General features: G+C 40.1%; 23 protein-coding genes and 1 riboswitch. Of the genes, 2 read left to right on the forward strand and 21 right to left on the reverse strand.

The genetic code is table 11. The features are described 5' to 3' along the window. Positions 1-177: 177 nt before the first annotated feature. The 18 genes from AC0VX1_RS16475 to AC0VX1_RS16560 form a co-directional block, all read right to left on the reverse strand. Positions 178-765 carry a lysophospholipid acyltransferase family protein gene (locus tag AC0VX1_RS16475; RefSeq protein ID WP_475467991.1) on the reverse strand — a complete coding sequence of 196 codons (588 nt, stop codon included), beginning with the start codon at positions 763-765 and terminating at the stop codon, positions 178-180. Next, positions 762-1436, reverse strand: coding sequence for a (d)CMP kinase (gene cmk, locus AC0VX1_RS16480; RefSeq protein WP_057276282.1), 675 nt, complete (start codon positions 1434-1436; stop codon positions 762-764). The genes AC0VX1_RS16475 and cmk overlap by 4 nt, the downstream gene beginning before the upstream one ends. Positions 1437-1631: 195 nt before the next feature. Then, positions 1632-1817, reverse strand: a complete 186-nt coding sequence (locus AC0VX1_RS16485) for a YpfB family protein (protein WP_034308049.1) — start codon at positions 1815-1817, stop codon at positions 1632-1634. Positions 1818-2058: 241 nt separating this feature from the next. Continuing rightward, positions 2059-2478: a flagellar brake protein gene (locus AC0VX1_RS16490; protein ID WP_475467993.1), complete on the reverse strand. Its 420-nt coding sequence runs from the start codon at positions 2476-2478 to the stop codon at positions 2059-2061. A 126-nt stretch (positions 2479-2604) separates the two neighbouring features. Next, positions 2605-3960: a germination protein YpeB gene (gene ypeB, locus AC0VX1_RS16495; RefSeq protein ID WP_328145008.1), complete on the reverse strand. Its 1356-nt coding sequence runs from the start codon at positions 3958-3960 to the stop codon at positions 2605-2607. A gap of 14 nt (positions 3961-3974) precedes the next feature. Next, a complete protein-coding gene (gene sleB / locus AC0VX1_RS16500; RefSeq protein WP_371748539.1) occupies positions 3975-4799 on the reverse strand; it encodes a spore cortex-lytic enzyme in 825 nt (274 codons plus the stop codon). A gap of 136 nt (positions 4800-4935) precedes the next feature. Then, complete coding sequence (gene prsW / locus AC0VX1_RS16505) at positions 4936-5622, reverse strand: glutamic-type intramembrane protease PrsW (RefSeq protein ID WP_034308057.1); 687 nt, start codon at positions 5620-5622, stop codon at positions 4936-4938. 97 nt (positions 5623-5719) lie between these two features. Beyond that, on the reverse strand, positions 5720-6685 hold the full coding sequence (locus AC0VX1_RS16510; RefSeq protein ID WP_098186626.1) for an asparaginase: 966 nt from the start codon (positions 6683-6685) through the stop codon (positions 5720-5722). A gap of 27 nt (positions 6686-6712) precedes the next feature. Further along, entirely contained in the window at positions 6713-7681 is a 969-nt protein-coding gene (locus AC0VX1_RS16515) for a YpdA family putative bacillithiol disulfide reductase (RefSeq protein ID WP_057276277.1), read from the reverse strand. A 153-nt stretch (positions 7682-7834) separates the two neighbouring features. Continuing rightward, entirely contained in the window at positions 7835-9112 is a 1278-nt protein-coding gene (locus AC0VX1_RS16520) for a Glu/Leu/Phe/Val family dehydrogenase (protein ID WP_413023403.1), read from the reverse strand. Positions 9113-9381: 269 nt separating this feature from the next. After that, entirely contained in the window at positions 9382-9957 is a 576-nt protein-coding gene (locus AC0VX1_RS16525) for a genetic competence negative regulator (protein WP_034308068.1), read from the reverse strand. Positions 9958-10048: 91 nt separating this feature from the next. Then, positions 10049-10942 (reverse strand): MerR family transcriptional regulator, encoded by an 894-nt coding sequence (locus AC0VX1_RS16530; RefSeq protein WP_098865324.1) that lies wholly within the window; start codon positions 10940-10942, stop codon positions 10049-10051. A 98-nt stretch (positions 10943-11040) separates the two neighbouring features. Beyond that, complete coding sequence (locus AC0VX1_RS16535) at positions 11041-11856, reverse strand: metallophosphoesterase (protein WP_057276314.1); 816 nt, start codon at positions 11854-11856, stop codon at positions 11041-11043. 94 nt (positions 11857-11950) lie between these two features. Then, positions 11951-12409 carry a YpbF family protein gene (locus AC0VX1_RS16540; protein ID WP_034308074.1) on the reverse strand — a complete coding sequence of 153 codons (459 nt, stop codon included), beginning with the start codon at positions 12407-12409 and terminating at the stop codon, positions 11951-11953. A gap of 397 nt (positions 12410-12806) precedes the next feature. Beyond that, positions 12807-13571 (reverse strand): LysM peptidoglycan-binding domain-containing protein, encoded by a 765-nt coding sequence (locus AC0VX1_RS16545; RefSeq protein ID WP_475467996.1) that lies wholly within the window; start codon positions 13569-13571, stop codon positions 12807-12809. Continuing rightward, the gene (locus AC0VX1_RS16550) at positions 13549-14175 is read right to left on the reverse strand and encodes a CPBP family intramembrane glutamic endopeptidase (protein ID WP_057276274.1); all 627 of its coding nucleotides are present in this window, start codon (positions 14173-14175) and stop codon (positions 13549-13551) included. Before AC0VX1_RS16550 ends, AC0VX1_RS16545 begins: the two co-directional genes overlap by 23 nt. Next, positions 14165-15670 (reverse strand): RecQ family ATP-dependent DNA helicase, encoded by a 1506-nt coding sequence (locus AC0VX1_RS16555; protein WP_413023399.1) that lies wholly within the window; start codon positions 15668-15670, stop codon positions 14165-14167. The genes AC0VX1_RS16550 and AC0VX1_RS16555 overlap by 11 nt, the downstream gene beginning before the upstream one ends. Further along, complete coding sequence (locus AC0VX1_RS16560; protein ID WP_475467998.1) at positions 15670-16734, reverse strand: YpbB family protein; 1065 nt, start codon at positions 16732-16734, stop codon at positions 15670-15672. The genes AC0VX1_RS16555 and AC0VX1_RS16560 overlap by 1 nt, the downstream gene beginning before the upstream one ends. A 289-nt stretch (positions 16735-17023) precedes the next feature. Between AC0VX1_RS16560 and AC0VX1_RS16565 the strand changes: the two genes are divergently transcribed. Next, positions 17024-17272: a ferredoxin gene (locus AC0VX1_RS16565; protein WP_034308087.1), complete on the forward strand. Its 249-nt coding sequence runs from the start codon at positions 17024-17026 to the stop codon at positions 17270-17272. Positions 17273-17399: 127 nt separating this feature from the next. On the opposite strand, the gene AC0VX1_RS16570 is transcribed toward AC0VX1_RS16565, so the two are convergent. Next, the gene (locus AC0VX1_RS16570) at positions 17400-17981 is read right to left on the reverse strand and encodes an ECF transporter S component (protein WP_034308089.1); all 582 of its coding nucleotides are present in this window, start codon (positions 17979-17981) and stop codon (positions 17400-17402) included. Positions 17982-18145: 164 nt separating this feature from the next. Next, a riboswitch (FMN riboswitch) is annotated at positions 18146-18282 on the reverse strand. Between the two features lie 321 nt (positions 18283-18603). Between AC0VX1_RS16570 and serA the strand changes: the two genes are divergently transcribed. Continuing rightward, positions 18604-20178: a phosphoglycerate dehydrogenase gene (gene serA / locus AC0VX1_RS16575; protein ID WP_475468000.1), complete on the forward strand. Its 1575-nt coding sequence runs from the start codon at positions 18604-18606 to the stop codon at positions 20176-20178. Positions 20179-20226: 48 nt separating this feature from the next. Here the strand turns inward: serA and AC0VX1_RS16580 are convergent, their stop codons facing one another. Both AC0VX1_RS16580 and sigX read right to left on the reverse strand, forming a co-directional pair. Further along, the gene (locus AC0VX1_RS16580) at positions 20227-21456 is read right to left on the reverse strand and encodes a GerMN domain-containing protein (RefSeq protein WP_475468002.1); all 1230 of its coding nucleotides are present in this window, start codon (positions 21454-21456) and stop codon (positions 20227-20229) included. Beyond that, a complete protein-coding gene (gene sigX / locus AC0VX1_RS16585; RefSeq protein WP_053537311.1) occupies positions 21422-21982 on the reverse strand; it encodes an RNA polymerase sigma factor SigX in 561 nt (186 codons plus the stop codon). Before sigX ends, AC0VX1_RS16580 begins: the two co-directional genes overlap by 35 nt. Positions 21983-22147 lie beyond the last annotated feature (165 nt).

The following is a 22147-nucleotide window of genomic DNA, read 5'->3' on the forward strand; positions in this document are numbered from 1 at the left end:
CCTCTTCATCGGCCACATATTTTATTTAAAGTGGTTCAATAAAAACACTTTCCTAATAAAGATAAAAACAGTTTTTTTTTAGAGTAATAAAGTTATATTCCTTTTCATCGGCAATAAGGAACAATACCCTTATTTTATAAATTCTAACAAAATCAGAAAATTGTCAAGTATGAAGGACTATTTATGCTCGGAAATCAATTTCCCAATATGCTCCATGATGATCTTGGTGGCTTCATCGGCTGATATTTTCTGTTCACGATATTCGGTAAAATTTATTGGAGGACCGTAAACGACCTTCAATGGACGTAAAAATTTATATGGGCCGATGATTGCACACGGTATGATAATGGCATCAGACCGCAACGCAAAAAATCCTGCCCCCGCCAAACCTTCTCCCAATTGACCAGTCTTGCTTCTGGTTCCCTCGGGAAACAGACCAATCGCCTTGCCCTCCTTCAAAAGCTTTAAGCCTTTCCTAAGGGATTCCCGATCGCTATTGCCACGTTTCACGGGAAATGCATTTACTCTCGGTAATATACCCTTTAAAACAGGTGCATGAAACAACTCTTCTTTCGCCATGAAATGAATATCTCTTGGAGACGTCATGCCAACTACGGGCGGATCCAAATTATCAATGTGATTGGCACAGATCAATACCCCGCCCTCTTTAGGGATATATTCCTTTCCGAGTGTTTTAACCCTAAACGAAGGCGTTAAAACGCCTTTTACGATGTTCTTGGCAAATGTGTAAAAATCCAATGTCATCTTTTCCTCTCTTCTATTAAAGACATGATACTTTCTGCAACTTCCTGAATCGATAATGAGGTCGTATCGATTTCGATAGCATCCGCTGCCTTTTTCAAAGGCGATACCTCGCGTTCGGAGTCCAGCTTGTCCCTTGTTGCGATTTCTTCCCTTAATTTTTCGATATCTGAAGGAAAACCTTTCAATATATTTTCCTGATGCCTCCGCTGTGCCCTTTCATCCACAGAAGCGATTAGAAATACCTTTACTTCGGCGTTTGGTAACACATGCGTACCGATGTCCCTGCCATCCATGACGACACCGCCATTTTCACCTAAGATTTGCTGCCTGCGAACCAATTCCTCCCGGATGCTCCGGTGCTTGGCCACTTCCGAAACGGAACCAGTCACTTCATTGTTCCTGATTTGGGCTGTCACGTCCTCGTTATCCAAGAAAACCAACTGCCCATTTTCACTTGGTCTTAATTCGATTTCCGTATTGATGAGAACTTCTGATAATGCTTGTTCATCATTAAGAAGAATCTTTTGATTAAGGGCCTTATAGGTAATGGCCCTATACATTGCCCCTGTATCCACATATATGTAATTGAACTTTTCTGCAACAATTTTAGCAACCGTGCTTTTTCCAGCAGCAGCTGGTCCATCGATTGCGACTGATAATTTTTTTTTCATAAATCCTCCCAAGAATCCTACAATCATGCTGATTATTTAGTACCTTTTCATTTTATCACAACTAGCGGGAAAATCATTAATAAAAGGGATGTGTACGATCAAAATCACCTTTGTTCTTTTTTTGATCCCAACAGCCATCAAACGTTATCGTTTTACTGAAAATCTTCTTACAAAAAAAAGCGGGTATCACCGCTTTTACTTATGGGGCCCATTGAATGTTTCAATGATTTTCGTATAATTATTGCTGGTGACACCTTCATACCTCGAGAGCTTGGTCAAATCAAAGATTTGATCCTCCCTGCTCAAAAGGAATTGGAAAAAAAATAAGCAGGCCAATTGGATGATGATCACTTTAATTAATAGTCTTTCAAATGTTTTCATATAAGCCGCCGCACCCTCCATCCGTTTATATTAGCAGTATGGATGGAATCGCTGTTTTTCATTCAATCAAGTTAAACATGCAAACCTTTTTTCTTTAAATCCACCTGCTTTTCAAATATAAACCTCATTAATGTCTGTACATCATTTTTTGAAGGTTCACGAAATTGGACGTGCAGCAGCATATTTCCATGCTCTTTTCCGTTACGCGAATGACTTTGCTTTTAACCTTAAATAATGAAACTCACCTGATTTCAACGTAAGCGGCATCCACAGGTATAATTGCGAAACCGATTGAATTGCAGTGCCTCTTAAAAGCCTTATGGAAGCTCCGCCAGCGCTGATATCCTCCGTTAATGTGCGAAAAGGGGTAGACTCGGAATGTTCTGGATGAATGGCCGTATCCAAGGTTACATCCAGGAGTACGAATTTGCCTCCACTGGATTTTAACAAACGTTTCTGCTTCGGGCAGCAATAGTTGCATCATGGGTATTCTACCTTTCACTTTTCCAGGCACTTCAGACTCGAATACATAAACAGCCTGCTCTTCATTGGAAAATGTGACATTGAATTGTGTCCCATTCATAAGGAATGCAATTTTTCCAGTCTCTACATCGATGGGAAAGTCCGTATAGAAACAACCCGTTCCCATTTCTACAACCATTCATTTGAACTTTTCCTTCTGTGGTATAATTCCCCATATAATCCAATAATCATGAAGTTTTTATGTCATAAGAAAAAGGGAAAGTGACTAAGCACATTTCCCTACAACTTATGATTGGCGATTGTTTTAAATTAAATTCTCATATACCGGTTCGGAATTCTTTAATTTTTCCACCTTTTCTTCTTGACCGGTATCTGCATTAATGAAAATACGGTAGGTATCGTCTTTAATCGTACCGAGAAATTCATAACAAAGAACTTCTTCACCAATATCATTGGTGATTAACGCCTTTCCTTCTTCCATTATTTTTACGTTGCTGTTGATTTTGTCCTTTGCTTCTTTCTCGGATATGTTCGGATTCCCTACTTCCCTGGTTTTATGTGATTTTAAATACTCATCAGCTGAAAAACCTATAACGGATCCATCATCCAATGCGATTTTGACCTTGACTGAATCCGGGTAAATCTTGACTCCATTTTCCGATGTTACGAAATTCAATAATGCGATATTATCGTATTGAGCACTTTCAAATAATTCAAGTGAACTGAAATCATGTTCCTTTAAAAAAGCTTCGGCTTTTGTATAGGCTTGATTCAAATCAATATTTGTTTTGTTCACGTCTCTATTATTGATATACCAAATAGGGTAACCGCCTTTTTTTGTCAAATCCATATTCAATTCAGTATCTGAATCTTTATCGAGGATGCTCACACTATAAAATCCATAATCGGAACCTTTTCCATTTTCCTCCACATTAACCTTCAGATTTTTGCTTTTTGAGTGTGCATAGTTTTTTGCTGTCGCGATTGCTTCTTCTTTCGTAATGGTTTCACCTTGCAAATTTTTGAAGTTTTCATCCCTCTGTTGTGCAGAAGTAAAAGTCGGGTTCATCTCATTTGTTTCCCCGTACCCAGATACTTTTTTCTCTACCGTCTTTAATCCGTCAATGATCGTGTTATCCGAATTTTCTTTTCCTGATGCAAGAGCCATCTCGACATCCATCCATCTTAAATTGTTTTTAAGGACTAGATACTGCACTTTCCTTAACTCGCCCTGGATGTCTCCTGCCTGTGTGTACAAGGATTGCAGTGTCGCATATTCCTTATCATCCAATGGTTCTTTTTCAAGGTCCCGTACCGCTGTTTTATAACTGAAGTCCGCAATTTTCGATAAAAATTCCTCTGTCTTGTTAAAAGGAAGCAAGGTCAATGGCAACTGCCCGACATCACTCTGGGCTTCGGAAGTTATACGCCAAACATCTGTTAACGCCGGACTTAATGAATAACGTGAATTCATGGCCAAAGTACTGCCGACCTTATCGTGCAATAAATCCACTTGATAGCTTAAATCATGAAAGGCACGCTGATACGTATTTTCCGCGTTGATTAATACAGCATTTTTTTCCTTATGTTCTTGATAACCCCAGAATGCAGTTCCCGCAACAACTACAACAAGCAGGGCAATCACTATATTCCTGATCATTTTCCTTCACCTCTTTACTTACAAAAGATATGTTTTCCGATTCTTTTAATTTGTTCCCTTGACCAGATCCATTTACTTGTTGCCGTATCGGGATTAAAGTAATATTCTGCATTACCGCTTGGATCCCACCCATTGATAGCATCCACCACGGCTTCTTTCGCCCTTTCGTTCGGTGTAAGCCAAATCTGTCCATCCGCAACAGCCGTAAACGCCCCAGGTTCAAAAATCACTCCCGAAATGGTATTAGGAAATGCGGCACTTTCCACCCTATTCAGGATTACAGCTGCAACGGCAACCTGACCTGTATATGGCTCCCCTCGCGCCTCTCCATAAACGGCATTGGCCATCAGCTGTATATCGTTTTGAGAATAACCCCCTGGAAGATTGGCAGATGTCGTTGGTTTGGAAGGGGCCTTTCCGGTAGCCGTCCCTCCAGTTCCATTTCCTTTCGCTTTTACCTGTTTTTCAATGGGGACCCCCCCAAAATAGGTGAACTCGTTTCCTTTATTGATTTGCTCATGAACCCATGCTTTATTGAAATTAGACGCATTCGCTAACTTCTGTTTTGTTGTAGTCCCTGCTAAACCATCGATTGGCAGCCCGAAATCTTGTTGAAAGTTTCGAAGTGCCCAATAAGTGCCCCATCCATAGGCTCCATCAATCTTTCCGTTATAGTAACCGATGTTTTGCAGGCGTGCCTGCAGTTCAATTACATCATCTCCAACCGCACCTTTTTGAATGACTTGGCTCGAAAAGGCATTTGTTCTTGTTTCCGGGTAAATTCCGAAACATATAGTTATACACGAAAACAGCAAAAGCCATTTCCATTTTGACGAAATTCCTTTCATCAAAAACACTCCTCTTTTTCTTGAATTAATGTAATTCTATTTTCTTCTTTACTGGCTTTTTTATTCCAAACATAAAAAAAACGGAGCGGGCAAAATATGCCAGCACTCCGTTTTTTGATAGTATTCGTCATTTGCTAAGGTAGTGATTCTGTGAAAGTTTTTCTGCGTGAAAGTCGGACAACAAACGTGCTTTCTTTACTTTTTTCATGCCTAACCACCATAGATAAATCATGAATGGCATAATAAAGTACACCCAAAATTTTTGGGAAACCAAAATATAATCGTAAACCCCATGTAACGAAATTGGTATGATCAATGCCAATAATAAATAGACCCTATTATTCGAAGCCGAAAATTTCGCCTTGCCCAAATAATATCCCATGATCACACCGAACAAAGCGTGACTGGATACAGGGAGAACGGCCCTGAGAAAAGCGTGTTCCACCCCGTTGGCCAGCAGGTATAAAATATTCTCCATTGTGGCGAATCCAAGGGAGACTGCAGCTCCGTAAACAATCCCATCATATGGCTCATCGAATGCCACATGCTGATAAATAACGTAAATGAGTATGAACCACTTGAAGAATTCCTCAAGCAGTGCAGCCCATAAAAAAGCATTTGCTAAATCCGTATTCAAGATATGTTCGGTTTCGAGCACATACTGTATGAACATAATCGGCAATACAAGAAAAACACCGAATATAAATGTTTTGACCACAACCGATATCGGTTCGGTCTCATATTGATCTTTCAAATAGAAATAGCTCAGTAGCGCCAATCCTGGCGCAATAGCCGCTGACAACATGACCAGCATTAGCTGACCCTCTTTTCATCTTCTTTTCCTTAATCGTACCATGGAATGAAGAAAAACTGAATCCAAGAATCAACTCTTCCATTTTTTATTTAATCCTTCAGTACTTAAAGAAGGTCTCATCTATAGGGTTTTCGCTTGCCAGCATGACAGCTAACTTGATTCGTGCCTTCTTGCTGTCATAATCAGCGCCCAAAATCACACCGCGTTGTTTTAGATCAAATGCGCTGCCTTCATAATCATAAGCTGGGTACACTTTTCCTTCTTCTGCACTTGTAGTCATGATGATCGTGATTCCTTTATCGATTGCAGCTTGTATGGAGGTTACCATTACAGGGGTGACTTGCCCCCTTCCTACACCCTCGAGCACGATGCCTTTCGCACCGTTTGCAACCGCAGCATCAATAAAGAGGCCATCAGCTCCTGTATGGCACTTGATGATATCGACCCTTGGGATGAGATTCTGAATATCAAAACACTCCCTATGTAAAGGTTTTTGATAGATGCTCACGACATCATTATCAATTATCCCCAAATATCCATAGCCAAAAGATTCGAATCCCTGTAAATTGGAAGCATGAACTTTTTTGACATACTTTGCTGAATAGATCCGCTCATTAAAAACGACCACTACCCCAACATCCCTAATAAGATCACTTGCAGCGCATAATATCGAATTCCTTAGATTGGAATATACATCGGTGCCCACTTCTTGAGGAGAACGTTGGGAGCCGGTTAATACGATTGGACGTTGGTCCTTACTCGTGACATCAAGGAAATATGCCGTTTCTTCAAGTGTATCCGTACCGTGTGTCACGACGATTCCCGTAACTTCGGGATCCTCCAATTCCTTTTGAATGGCTAAATTAAGCTGTTGCATTTTCTCAAAGGACATGGACATGCTTGAAATCTGGAAAAGATTAACCACCTTAACCTCGATATCGTTGGGCAATTCGCAAAGTGATGCCAACTCATGGCCAGTCAATGCACCAGAGGCCAGCATACCATTCACGGTTTCTTTACTGGCAATAGTCCCACCAGTCGTTATTAGCGATATTTTTTCCATACGGTCACTGCTCCTCATTTATATCATTCACTTTTCTTTAACGGCCAAATGATAGGCAATCAATCCACCATGAAACCTGCCGTTCTCGATGAAGATTTCGTTCGCATTATTTCCGGCTGCCAGAACTCCTGCAATATAAAGACCTTTAACGTTCGTTTCCATCGTTTCCTCGTTATATGCAGGCCTTCCAGTCTCCTTATCAATAGTTATGCCCATTGCAGCTAAAAAGGAATGGTCAGGATGGTAACCAGTCATTGCAAATACAAAATCATTTTTAATGACTTTTTCCTCATCACCTACATGATAAATCACGCTGTCTTCCGTTATCCTGTCGACATTCGCATTAAATTCCATCTTGATCGTTCCATTGCGGACTAATGATTCGAATTCCGGAAGAATCCAAGGTTTGATACTTGGAGAGTAATCCGATCCTCTATAAAGGACTGATACCCTTGCTCCTGATTTGACCAATTCCAAAGCTGCATCCACACTTGAGTTTTTGCCACCGATGACTGCAACATCACAATTAAAGTAGGGATGGCCCTCCTTGAAGTAATGAAATACTTTAGGGAGCTGTTCGCCCGGTATGCACATATAGTTAGGATGGTCATAGTATCCGGTCGATATGATCACATGCAGAGCTGTATAGTCCCCTTTCGATGTCTTGACTAAAAACTTGCCATCTTCTCTTTTTTCCACTTTTTCCACTTTTTCGAATGTATTGACCCGCAATTCTTTCCTTTTGACTACCTCCCTATAATAGGCTAGCGCCTGATTGCGGACCGGTTTACGGTTTTCGATTATAAAAGCGACATCACCAATTTCCAGTTTTTCACTCGAACTGAAAAATGTTTGATGTGTCGGATAACGGTAAATGGAATCAACCACATTTCCTTTTTCAATGATCAGGGACTGTATTCCCACTTCTTTAAGAGCGATCGCAGCAGCCAATCCACACGGGCCCCCACCTATGATAATGACTTCTTCAACATTCATCTTTATTCTCCACTGCCTTTCCATCCACTATGTGATACGTTCGTCTAAAAATAAAAACTCCTATCAATACATGATAGGAGTTTTTACAATTCATTTCAATGATAAAGCAATGAACATGATGTTAACTATATATTAAAACCGATTTGAATCCTTTTAGATCCAACCACGGAAGCGAGAAGCTTCAGCCATTTTTCTTACGCCGATCATATAAGCCGCTAGGCGCATATCAACGCGTCTTGATTGAGCAAGTTCATAAATGTTATTAAAAGATTTTATAAGGATTTTTTCCAGCTTTTCGTCCACTTCTTCTTCAGACCAGTAATACCCTTGATTATTTTGTACCCATTCGAAGTAAGAAACCGTTACACCGCCAGCAGAAGCAAGCACATCAGGAACAAGAAGGATTCCGCGATCCGTCAGGATTTGTGTCGCTTCAATTGTTGTAGGTCCGTTAGCTGCCTCGACAACGATCGATGCTTTGATATCCGCAGCATTTTCTTCAGTGATTTGGTTTTCGATTGCAGCCGGAACTAAAATATCACATTCCAATTCAAGCAGTTCTTTATTTGAAATTGTGCTTTTAAACAATTTCGTTACGGTTCCGAAACTATCTCTCCGATCGAGAAGATAATCGATATCCAATCCCTCCGGATCGTGGAGTGCACCATATGCATCTGAAATACCAATGACTTTAGCACCTGCGTCATGCATGAACTTAGCTAAGAAACTACCTGCGTTACCAAAACCTTGAATGACGACCCGTGCCCCTTTAATATCGATGCCGCGTTTTTTGGCAGCTTCATTGATACAGATCGTTACACCTTTAGCAGTGGCTGATTCACGGCCATGAGAACCACCAAGCACTAGCGGCTTACCCGTAATGAATCCTGGCGAGTTGAATTCATCCATACGGCTGTATTCATCCATCATCCAAGCCATGATTTGGGAATTTGTAAATACATCAGGTGCCGGGATATCCTTAGTCGGCCCCACGATTTGGCTAATTGCACGAACGTAGCCCCGGCTCAGTCTTTCAAGCTCACGGAATGACATATTACGAGGATCACAAACGATACCGCCTTTACCCCCGCCGTATGGCAAATCTACGATACCGCATTTCAAACTCATCCAAATGGATAATGCCTTCACTTCACGTTCCGTTACATTAGGGTGAAAACGGATACCGCCTTTTGTAGGCCCAACAGCATCGTTATGCTGCGCACGGTAACCCGTGAAAATTTTAACCGATCCATCATCCATGCGTACCGGTATCTTCACCGTCAATAAACGCAAAGGTTCCTTCAACAGCTCAAAAACTTCTTCCGGGTAACCCAGCTTATCCAAAGCTTTATGTATTACAGTTTGGGTTGACCTCAGTACGTCGTTTTTTTCTTCTTCATTTACATGGCTATTGCCTTTTGCCGATTCCATTAAAAGTACCTCCTAGAATATCTCATCCATATATAATATTATAATGTACAAATAGTCCTCTTCATGTGCTAGTATACACCTTCGTTACATTTATGCAAGAGTAAAAACGGGAAATTAAAAGTTGGAAATATTCTAAAAATGAAAACGTTATCATATCAACTGCTTTCTTACTCTTTTACCGTATATCTTGTTCGGCCGAAAGTTGACATAAAAAAAGGCAAACCACATTTTTTACCGTAATGCGGCTGCCTTGTCTTCTTTGTTTTACATCAGCTAAAATGTTTGAGCAAAACATGTATCGCTTCATTTTCGATGATACATGTTCCATATTCATTGATGCGGCTGAGTGTCAATGTAGATGCATGGCCATACTCAGCCGCTAGAGATATGACCGTGTCATATGTCGTGTCTTTAACATTTTCGATAAGTAAATAGTATCTACCCTCAAAATGATAAAGGGTACTTTTAAGCAAACCTTGAAAAGATAATCTATGAGATAATTGGACGATATCTTCAAAGTCATCGAAAACATAAAGAATATGGGGGAAATCATCAATTTTCACCTGTAAATCCAAAAATTCCTCTTCGTCTGCCAATAGTTCCTCTTCTTCCTTTGTCACAATGATTATCAACCCTTGTGCAGGCAAGGAGAAAATTTCGATTGCAATGGAGCCACTCATTTTAAAGCTGAGTTCTTCGCACGCTTCTTCGACCATATCCTGAAATAGCTTGTGGACCTTTAAGGAATTCCCTAAAATATCTTCTTTCGTTATGCCTCTATCAATTAAATCATCAAGGGTCAAAAAAATCTTGATTTTATTATTAGTTAATCGCTCCAGCTTCATAAAAAAATGCCCCCTGGTTACCATCTTCATACATCATATGAAGCCTTGGTCTTAGAGTGCATATCCATTATTTCTCCTAATACGGCCGTCGCTAACCTTTCAGCCACTCCTCCCATTTCGATTGCGTGTCCCCCATTAAGACTCCGCTGAAGGCAGTTCGGTCTTCTTCAGAAATAAGGCTCAAAGCCGCACCGCCAAGACCCACCTTCAAATCCGGAAAATCCTTTATTAACGCTTCAACCAGCTTAAATGTTCCATCAAGATTCTCTTTCAGTGAACATGACATGAATAGGTAAGAGGGCTTAATGATATTTAGAACGGTGAAAAGGTCCTTATCAGCAATGGATTCCCCTAAATAAATGGTTTCAAACCCTTTCCGCTTCAAAAAAATGGTGAAGATTAATAGTCCAAATTCATGTTTTTCACCGGGAGCGCAGACGGTAAGGGCTTTCGGAAGAAAACCATTAGTCGGAATTGTATGCATAACCGAACTGATCCTGGATTTTATTATGTTCGACGCAAAGTGTTCATGAGCGGAAGTAATTTCTCCCCTTTCCCACTTATCCCCAATCTGAACCATTATTGAACCGAGTACATCCACTATGGTTTGTTCGATTGTATACATACTGAATGCCCGGCTTATCAGCATATGGGCTTTATTTTCATTGAAATTCAATAGAGCTTCGATTAATTCATCCGATAACTTAATCGCTTGTTCATCCTTACGGTTCGTTTCAGGAACTCCAGGCGCCAGGGTGCCTGTACTTTCGAGAAGTGAAACGGCTTGGCTTATTGTAAAACCTTGCTTTGTTTTAGTAATGAGCCACTTAAGGATTTGCAGATGTTTTTCAGTATACAGCCGGTGCCCCGATTCATTCCTTACAGGTTCGATAAATTTATAGCGCCTTTCCCAAGCCCTAAGGGTTCCCGACTGAATGTCCAGCAGCTTTGAAACTGCCTTTATATTATATTTACCTTCTTGCATGGTTTTACAAGGCCTCCAATAACTGTACGATCATTTGATGAAATTATAGTGGATTTTTCAAGGTCTGTAAAATCCCGGTATACTCGCTTAAAAGCATCCTAATAGGTTTTTTCCACCGCTTCGCCTATTTCGGTGTCTGTCCCCCTTTTCAGGGTGAAGAGGTGCGTTTCAGGCTTAGCTTCAAGCCTTAAAGGCACTGCGCTTGTCCCATAGCCATTACTCGTCATATATATACAGTCCCCCTCTTTTTTAACGCTTCCGATCTGATAGGGCCCGAATCCGAATATGCGAATCTGACCGCCATGGGTGTGACCTGACAGGACAAGACTAATATGGTGTTCCGGATTCAACTGTTTCTTGACCAATGGATTATGGCTCACCAAAATCCGGAAATCTTCATTCCCGCAATCCGACAGGGCAAGGTCAAGCCTATCACGTTCTTCCGATATATCATCAATGCCCAGAAGAGCGATTTTGCTTCCATTCTGAGACTCAAAAGAAACAGCTGTATTATCAAGGATCTTCACCCCATGTTTCAAAAGCGTCGCATCCAATTCATGGAAGTCTCCTTCATAATCATTATTACCCCAAACAAAATAAAGGGGACCAAGTTCTTTTAACTTCAATATATTTTTTTCCACACGTTCTAAGGGAACCCCGCTTTCCCTAATGTCACCGCCGATTATCACCAAATCTGCCTTGTCACGTGTTTCCTCAATCAATTTATCCGCAACGATACGCCGATGAAGATCGGATATAAAAAAAATCCGCACATCGCCAAAGCCTTCAGGAAAGTCTTTGAAATATAGGTCTTGAGAAATCACCCTATCTTGCATAGCCGTACGCCACATGTAAAAGATCATGGCAAATGACAGCAGGATGATGATTAAAAATAAGCCAGATAACCATAACATCATCGTTAAACCTTCTTTCCATCCTTATCCAAACGTACTTTCATATAACCATAAAACGGTATTACCCGCAATTAAATATGATTTAACGCGATCATCATTTATTTTCATGATATAGGTTAATATCATAATTCTTCTTCATCATTTCAAAAACCTTATGGCGATTTTTCCATTCTTCCTCTTTTTCCCACAATTGCTTACTTTTATTAATGATTTCACAGCGTAGCAGTTGAAACTCCTTTTCAGCTTTATCTAGCTTTTTTTTAATTAAAACCATATATCCATATAGACCAATCGCTGCCGCCAAAAAAAGGAAATGGCTAAAATGGTCGACGAAAACACTAAACATACTGAAAAAGGAATAAGAATAAGGTACAACGATATAAAAATAAAGATAAATCATAAAAAGGACAGCAACAATCATGGTTGCCCATAAGCTTTGAAGGTGCTTCTTTTTAAGTGCCTCGAATTTTTTCTTCCGATCCACGACATTTTGCAGCATTTGTTTTGTTGCTTGATCCGTTTTCTCATCCAGTAAAATGATTGTCGATTCCATCGCATTTCCTCCTCTGCTCTTTCAAATCATGATATGAAAGAGTAGAGGAAAAAATGATAATGTACCTGTCACGATGCCCTTCATACTTAACCAAGTTGAACAATATTAAAAATACCCTGCCTATAAAGACAGGGTCAGACTGGAGACAAACTCGTTTTAGGTTTTTAAAATTTGAATGTTGATTTTCACTTCAGGCACTCGCTTTCCGAGGCGGCCCGCCCTCGGCGCCATTGCGCCTGCGAGGTTCTCCCTTGGACACGCTTTCCCCGCAGGAGTCTCGAACACCCGCTCCAATCAATTTTGTTTTAACATTAAGGTAGAACTCCTTTTGCCTAAAGTCTTTTTTGTTTTGAAATAGAAGGATTTAAAAACTTAATTTTTTCTTAAGGTGCCATCATTATTTCTTGATCGGAATTTTCAAAACCTGACCCCTGGAAATTTCATTGCCATTCAGCCCATTCCACTCCCTGATCAGAGCAATTCCTTCCTGTGATTTGTAGTAATTCATTGAAATGCGAAATAATGTTTCTTCACCTTGAACAGTATGTAAAACAACTTTGTATTCCTCTTTATCCGATTTAGCGGCTTGTACATTTTTCTTTTCTGCTGCTGCTTTCTTTGCCCTTTCCTCAGCTTCTTGCTGCACCTTGGCCTTTTCCTCTGCTTCTTGCTGCGCTTTGGCTTTAGCCTCAGCTTCCCGCTGCACTTTAGCCTTTTCTTCAGCTTCTTCCTGTGCCTTGGCTTTTTCCTTAGCTTCCTGCTGCGCTTTGGCTTTAGCTTTAGCCTTAGCCTCAGCTTCTTCTTTTTCTTTCTCCGCTTCAGCCTTTGCCGACTCTTTTTCCTTTAAGTCCTCTGCCGTTGCTGTAGTTGGAATCGATTCTTTATCTTCCTCTTTTAAGACGACTTGGTCACTTTTAGTAACAGGTAAAGGCCTATCCTGAAAATATGTATAAAGGCTGTAAAATCCAATTGGAAGCAAAATGAAAAATAACGCTAATAATTGTATCATTGGAAGTTTAATCTTCACTTTACTTTTTTTCTTTTTATTCTGGTGGACTTTGCTCCGTTTGGGCAATGATGACTTAGCCTTCTGGCGTTCAATTCGCGAACGAAGTTCAACAGCCTGATCATTTTCTTTTTCATTCTTTTGCACCCGGCTCATTCAAGTCACCCCCTTTCTTGCTAAACCCTCTTTGCTTTTTGTTCCTGATTAAAATACCAAGGATAAAGTCAATCAAAAAGTGGGCCGTTATCGTCACGATGATATTATTAGTCATTTCAAATAGAAACCCGATAAAGAAGCTCAAAACCAATACATTTAAAAATAAAAACCAATTAAAAAGGTAACGATAATGAACAGCTGCAAAAATGAGGCTCGTAAGCAGCAACCCAAAATGTGTTTGCAACACTCCTCGGAATAATACTTCTTCACTTACCGCTACAACCAAAGCTACGACAAATATCATCGGGTATGACAAATTACTGAAAATGCGTTCATTAATGCCGCCATCATCCTGATAGGAAGATGGTGTCACTTTCATAAGCAATATGTCAATTAACACGACAATGACTCCCGCAGGAACACCAATCAGCAAAATGTTCAGGTCATCAAAGATAAATAAGTCGAAAAAAGCAGAACGGTCTTTAAATAAAATAATACCTAAAAAAGTGGCTAACGTTAAGAGAATAATTTGTGTAAGAAACAAATTATATAGCAACTGTTTATCTGTAAGTTGTTTAATTAATTCAGCTTGCTTATTTTTCATTGCCATTTTCCTTCTTTAGTAAGATATAAGCCAATTCCTTTTTCCAAGTGGAAAAGGAATTGGCCGGATCCACCTTTACTTCCGGCCAAACATCAGCCATTTTTTCGGAATCCATCCCACAGATATCACAGCAGATGGGGTTCGCTTCCCGATGCTTTTCTCCAAAATAGTCCAGTATCCCTGAACGGCGACATTCCTGTGCATATATCCAGTGAAGGAATTTATGCAGCTTTTCTTGATTCCTGATTTTCCTCTTCTTACAATACTCTTTCATCTCTGCCACTTGATCCTGGTTATTGCCCATAATAAACTGGGTAAAAAAACGGAGCTGGATTTCGTTTAACGAAAAGGATTGCGACAGCTGCTCTTTTTCTGAGGGGGTCAAATTCGCCAAATTCTTTTGTGATTCATTAAGGAAAGAACATACACCATCGATTTGCGAATCCGTAGGCAACTGTTGCTCCATCAAATGAAGGGGAAGCCCTTCATCCCCTTCGCTATATAATAAGACAGCCACACTTTGTTTCCGGTCTCGCCCCGCCCTGCCAATCTCCTGAAGATATGCTTCCATCGTGGACGGGATATGATAATGGATAACATATCTGACATCCGATTTATTCACACCCATTCCAAAAGCACTTGTTGCGCATATGATTTTCAGCTGGCCGGAAATGAATTGCTGCTGAATGAGCATCCTTTGTTCCTGCTCCATTCCACCGTGATAATAATTGACACTATCGATCCCGTTATCCTGTAAAAAACCAGCGACTGATTCCGCCACTTTTTTAGAGGAAAAATAAATAATTCCGCTTCCGGTAAATTTCCTGACAAGCTCCAGCACACGGGCTAGCTTCTCATCGTAGCTGAACATTCGCTCGATAATAATGGCAATATTTTCACGATCAACCGATGAAACCATTTCCTCGGCCTGCCCAATGTTAAGTTTAACAACGATGTCCCTCCGGACCTCATCGGTTGCAGTTGCCGTCAGGGCAAGCGTCAACGGATTATTCAGCTCACGCCTCACTTCTCCTAAATTCAAATAATCCGGACGGAAATCGTACCCCCATTGTGAAATGCAGTGTGCTTCGTCTATGACGAACAAACCTATTTCTATGGATTTCAAGGATTTTATCACACCATCGATGCTCAGCATTTCAGGAGATAAAAAGATAAATCGATAACTATGTAACCGATCGAAAGCTTTCCTTTTTTGATTAAGCGTCAAAAAAGAGTTGAGGGTCAATACACTTTTTTCGCCGCTCATCTTCAGCTGATCCGCTTGATCCTGCATTAAAGATAATAACGGGGAGACAATTATGACAGTCTTATTCACCAGATAAGCAGGCAGCTGATAACATAATGATTTACCTGACCCGGTTGGGAGCATCGCTAATGTATGACGGCCGGACATCAATGATTCAACCACTTCCTTCTGTCCAGGACGGAATTCATCAAAACCGAATTTTTCTTTGAGGACTCGTTCTATGTTCATCATCTCTCACCTATTTTCGCAAGTACAAGTCTTATTTGGAAAAAGCTTATTTGTTTATTATCGACCATCTGCTTGATAGCTTTAAGCTTTTTTGTACCAAGTTCCTTAATCGCTTCAGCGATTTCCTTCTCATCCTCGATTGTCACATAATCGGAAATCGGAAAATCCTTTTCCGATAAAACAATTTCTACGAGGTGATCTTCGATGGTGTTGACTTTCAATCTGCGGATTTCAGCTATTTCACCGAGGTTTTTCCCTTCCTGGATGTATCGTAAAGTAGTCTTTGTAGATTGTGTCAAATGAGGATTACCACTTCTTTTCCAATCATTGGTTAATGAGGATAAGAGAGGGTAATCACCACCCGTTTCCATATCTGCAAGCATTTGATGCAATGAGTCAAGGAATGTATAGCGAACATACTCTTCTTCCGTATTTTTCCTTTTGGCAATCTGTTCAAACGTTAGACCAATCCTGTTTATCCCGGTCAATTTCAAAATGAAAATGTCTCGTTTCATATCACTTTGATTTTCTAAAAGGGATACCAGTTCATCATATAAATGTTGGGCAATCAACGCTCGATCCTGACGATTGGCATGTAAAAATTCCTTTACGAAGAATTGAATTTTGGGATTTCGTTGTATCGGATAAAAACGTCTTTCATTGTGGACAATATGGGATATGGTTTGAATGAGTAAATTTAACCTTCCCCAGAAAACAGGGGTGATATTGTGATACTTCCAACCATTTAAATACTCCGGAAAAGGATTATTTTTAAAGTAATCGTCCAACATTCGTTCACCTTGCAAACTAATTTCATATGCATCCTGTTTATCCGTTAAATTAATTAAGTCATGCTTAAGTGAATGTTCAATGTTTTGATTTAATTGCTGACGGGTAAATCGAGGTATTGTCCCAAAAATATCCGTTAACCCGAATAAATGGGCATCTTGGATGGTTTGTGACGATTTCTTACCCTGCAGCATATGGTATATAGCATAAATGGAGCGCTCACCTTGAAATTTTTTTATCGCATATAGAATGATGGCCTGTAGATAATTATTCATGGGACTCACATCCTTGTTTCATTTAACCAATAAACCCATTGTAACAAAAATCTGCAAAAACCGCCGTTATTATTGATGAATACAACGGAAATTATGTGACTAAATGACGAAACATGGAAAGGACCAAGTTAATTTTTCCGATGTTTTTCGTTGACATTCAGCTACATGATAGTTATTATCAATACAATTTCTATTGAAAAGTTTGGCATTCGGTCTTACAATAAGAAAGAGATAATAATCTGAAATACAAGATTATCAGTTGTTAATCAACTTAGGAGGGGTTATATTCATGGCTAAATTTACTATTGTGGATAAAGAAACATGCATAGCTTGTGGAGCTTGCGGAGCAGCTGCACCAGATATATATGATTATGATGACGAAGGGATTGCATTTGTTACCCTTGACGATAACGAGGGAATCGTTGAAATTCCAGATGTACTTATAGACGACATGATGGATGCATTTGAAGGATGCCCAACGGATTCCATCAAAGTTGCTGACGAGGCATTTGACGGAGATGCACTAAAATTCGAATAAAGGTACAAGCCATTTTCAATCGAGAATGGCTTTTTCTTTTGGCCAATGCACATACCAAAAAACAGGCATAAAAAAAACAACCGGATATGGATATCCGGTTGTTTTTTCATATCTATCGTCAATGCCATTAAGCATTTTTATATAATGTTTGCTTATTGATCCATGTCTGTAATTTAATGAACAGCAACATGAATACAGATGTGATGAGCACGCCTTTAATCACGTTGAAAGGCAAGATTGCCGTCGTAACGAACTTTCTTGACTCGGGCGCCGACATGGCATCCCATCCCATAAAGAAGGTATAAGCCGGTAAAAAGACAAAATAGTTTAATACGCTCATGAATACTGCCATGGAAACTGTTCCCGCAAGTAAGGCGAACGTCATTCCTTTTTTTGAATTGATTTTCTGAAATACATAATAAGTCGGCAAGACAAACAGTATTCCGGCTATAAAGTTAGCGATATGCCCCACAGGCACAGCAGTCAAGGTCCCTGTCATGACTAAATCCAATAGGTTTTTAATGAACTCGACTAGAATTCCAGCCATCGGACCGAAAATCAATGCCGCCATCAGTGCTGGTATGTCGCTAAAATCAACATTGAGAAAAGGCGGGAATCCTGGAAACGGGAAATTTAAAAGCATCAATAAATACGAAATGCTTCCCATCATGGCAAGTGAGACCATTTTTTTCACTTTGTTCTTTTTCATAGTTCTCTCTCCTTCTTTTCCGATCTACCTGAAAAAGAGGTTAGGATTCCAAAATATGTTGATGTTCAATAAAAACCCTTTAATTCCAATGGAATTAAAGGGATAAATTAAAGGTTACATCAAACAAACGTTCAGCAAATAACTGTTGAAACGCACTAAGGAACCTCCATCTTCTCCCATCCAGACTATACTGTCGGCTTTGGAATCACACCAAATCCTGCCTTGTAAGGCTCGCGGGCTTAGAAGTAGAAATTCCTTCATCACCGCCGGTGGGGAATTGCGCCCCGCCCCGAAGATAGACCTATAAAATTTTTTATACTTCCCATTATATCTGAAATGCCTTTTTTTTGATAGCATTTTTTCTCATTTGATGCATGTAGGATGAATATCGATTGTCGCAGTGAACGGCTTAAAACAAACAGCGGATTTACAATATGGCAATTCGAAAATTTTTCGCAAAAGGAGCGAAGCTATTTATATCGCCACCTTAAACGGATGATCAGTTGAAAATCATTTGTTTAAGCGCTTTCATTCAGATATGCCAAATTGACATTATCAGCATTTCAATTGTAAAATTAACTGAAATTTAAGATAACTTTTTTCCTTAGGAAGGTGTTTAGACGTGTATCGGATTTTAGTAGCAGACGCCATTAAACCAGAAGGACTTGGACCGCTTTCAGAAGCATCCAATATTCAGCTCACTCAGAAGACCGTAGAGGAAGCTGCAAACGAACTTGATCAGATCGATGCAATTCTTGTGAGAAGTGCAACAAAGGTTTCGGAAGATTTAATGAACCGTATGCCGCAGTTGAAAATTATAGCCCGCGCTGGTGTCGGTGTTGATAACATAGACATCCCCGCAGCGACAAAACGCGGGATTGTCGTGGTTAATGCACCTGACGGCAACACCATTTCAACAGCTGAACATACATTCGCGATGATGGCTTCATTAATGCGCCACATTCCGCAAGCTTATGCTTCATTGAAAAATGGGGAGTGGAAACGTTCTTCATATACGGGAACTGAACTTCGTGGAAAAACATTAGGCATAGTTGGCTTTGGACGCATCGGAGGGGAACTTGCCAAACGTGCTAAAGTGTTTGGCATGGATGTCATTGTCTATGACCCGTTCCTGACTGTAGATCGTGCAAAGAAAATGTCCGTAACGGCCCTGCCATTGGATGAATTGCTTCCTAAAGCAGACATCATTACTGTTCATACACCACTAACGAATGAAACTAGAGGATTAATTAATAAAGAAAAACTGCTTACCTGTAAAAAAGGGGTTTATGTACTGAACTGCGCCCGTGGTGGAATTCTAGACGAAGATGATTTATATGAAATGTTAGTTCAAGGGCATGTTGCAGGGGCGGCACTGGACGTTTTCGTCGAAGAACCTCCACTTGGCCATAAACTGCTGGAACTGGACAGCGTCATTGCTACACCGCATCTAGGCGCTTCCACGAAAGAAGCCCAATTGAATGTCGCCGTACAGGTTGCCCAAGAAGTTTTGACCTATTTCGAAGGAAATCCAGTCTCAAGCTCAATCAACCTTCCAGCCATATCTAAAGAAGTGTTTGAAAAGGTACAGCCATTCCATCAACTTGTTCAGCAAATGGGATCGATTGCTTCCCAGTGCATGAATGAAGGAATTCAGGAAATCTCCGTTACATATGCAGGAGAATCTTTGGATTTCGATACCGCGATTCTTACAAAAAGTTTAATCTCCGGCTTTTTAAGATCAAGAGTCGATGCATCAGTCAATGAAGTGAATGCCTTGTTGATCGCAAAAGAGCGTGGCATAACCATTGGTGAAAAAATCTCTACGGACTCATTAGGTTACTCGAATTTGATCAGCCTTAAAGTAAAAGGTGACAACCGAGAATTAACAATAAGTGGGACCTATATCGAAAATTACGGTTCTCGAATTGTAAGTTTGAATGGTTTCAAAATCGACTTTCACCCAGAATCGAATTTACTTTATATCCAGCATACCGATAAACCCGGTGTAATCGGTAACGTAGGTAAGGTCCTGGGTGATCACGGAGTGAATATCGCCACCATGCAGGTTGGCCGAAAAGAAGCTGGCGGTGAAGCCATCATGGTTTTGAGCTTCGATTTACCATTAGAAGACAACATGAAACAGTTTTTAATGGAAACAGAAGAAATTACGTTCTTGGCCCGTATTTCATTATAAGAAGAAAAAAGTGCCCGCAGCGCGGGCACTTTTTTTCTGTTAATGCATTCAATTCACTTGGTTCGGTGCTTCGGGCACCATTATGTCTTCAGTTAAATTCAGCTTTCCCACCTCTTCAATAGGAGCATTTTCAAACTTCACTTTTTCAAAACCAAAATCCTTAGCTATGAAGAGTATGGCTTCTAAAGCTTGAAGGGTTTCCTCACTATTTTCAATAACAGCTTGATCTGATAGGTGAATAGTCACAAGATTTCCATTAGTGCTTATCCTTTCCCATTTCAGGTCATGGGGGATTGCAGGTGAAATTCCCTCGATGTCCGCCTCCCCTTTTCCGGCTTGAAGCGCCTCCTCAAAGTCCCGATAACCCATATTGCTTGGAACAAGGAAACTTGGAGATGACTCATCCCTTTGATAAAGAAGGTATGTGCGTTTTTTTTGATGAGGTATATCCACCTCCTTTAAATATCCCGCATGCGCAAACCTGGCACCTTGCTTACCTTCTGTGGAAAATGTCATTTTCTCTATATTGTTATAGGAAAGCGTTTCTTCCATCGAATGGAGAAAAAGTGTATCTTCAGCCAACAGTCGGCTTTTTTCTGGAAAATCGATATGGGCAGTGTTTATATCGTTTCCTTGGCTAATCTTTATATCAAGCGGAAAATAGTCAGATAGCCCATATTGCGCTTCATCAATATCGGACATTTGATTAACTAACTGATTCAGTGTATCACTTTCATCATGATGTTTAAGTTTAATTGAAATGGGAACGATGAAATTCATTTGATCATCCGGGACACCCATCGTAATGATCGAGGCATTTTTAAGGTCATCCTGGTAGATCGCTTGTTCAAATGTTTTTTCCTTTTCCCCTTTTCGCGGTTCCATTTCTGAAAACTTGTCCTTGGATTCGATTTTCGCTTGGTTACTCGAAAACTCTTGAGCTTCCTGTTTATCTTCTGAGGGCTTTTCTTGGTTACTTGAATCCTTCCGTTCAAGATCTGCCATTTCCTTACTTTCAGATAGAGATAATTTCCCACTGCTGCCGCTGTCTTCTCGACTTGTCGTTCCTTTTTTTTCAATAATGAACGATGATGCCAAAACAACCATTAAGAATAAGGAGGCAACACCCGCGAACAGAGGTATCCAGTGTTTCTTCTTCTTTTTCTTTTTATCATGTATTCTCGCATACACCTCTGCCTTGGTCCGGTCATCTTTTAATGTCGGAAGCTCGCGCAGCATGTCTTCAATTTCGCTTTCTTTCCAACGGGATCTCCTCAATGCGGTGGCCCTCCTTTCCTGATAAATCTTCCATCAACTTTTTAATGGCCTTCAAAGCTCGGTGCTGGGTCGTTTTTACCTTACTTTCACTCCAATTCAATACTTCAGAAGTTTCCGTAATGGACAATCCCTGAATATATCGTAAAATGATCACGGATCTTTGATTCGTGGTACACCGGTTTAAGCATTGGTAAATATCTTGGATTTCATCGTTCTTGATAGCCACTTCCTCGGGAATGGGCTCTTCATCTTTCAGCAATTGCCTATCCCAATCAAAATTAGGAAAGATTTTGTCTTTCCAACCTTTTTGTTTCCGAAAGTGATCAATCGTCACATTTCTGGCAATCGAATACATCCACGTTTTTTCACTGCTTTTTCCTTCGAAGCGTTCATAGGCCTTCATCACCCGGATATAGACCTCCTGAACAAGGTCTTCGGCGGTTTCTCGATTTTTAGTCATATAGAAAATGAATTGATATATTTCCTGATGATATTTTTCATAAAGATCGTGGAAAACGGAATCCATCATTTCCCCACATCCGTTCATAAATATAGTCGTCAATCCTAAACAAAAGTTACATACTTCGGCTTTAATCTTATTATAAAATTCCGTTAATTTCCACATATCAGGTACTTCTTATTTTGTGTCCTAAAAAAACAAAGACAAGTTGGAAAGAAATCCAATTGCCTT

The sequence above is a fragment of the Peribacillus sp. QJM3NY_7 genome, assembly GCF_056173225.1.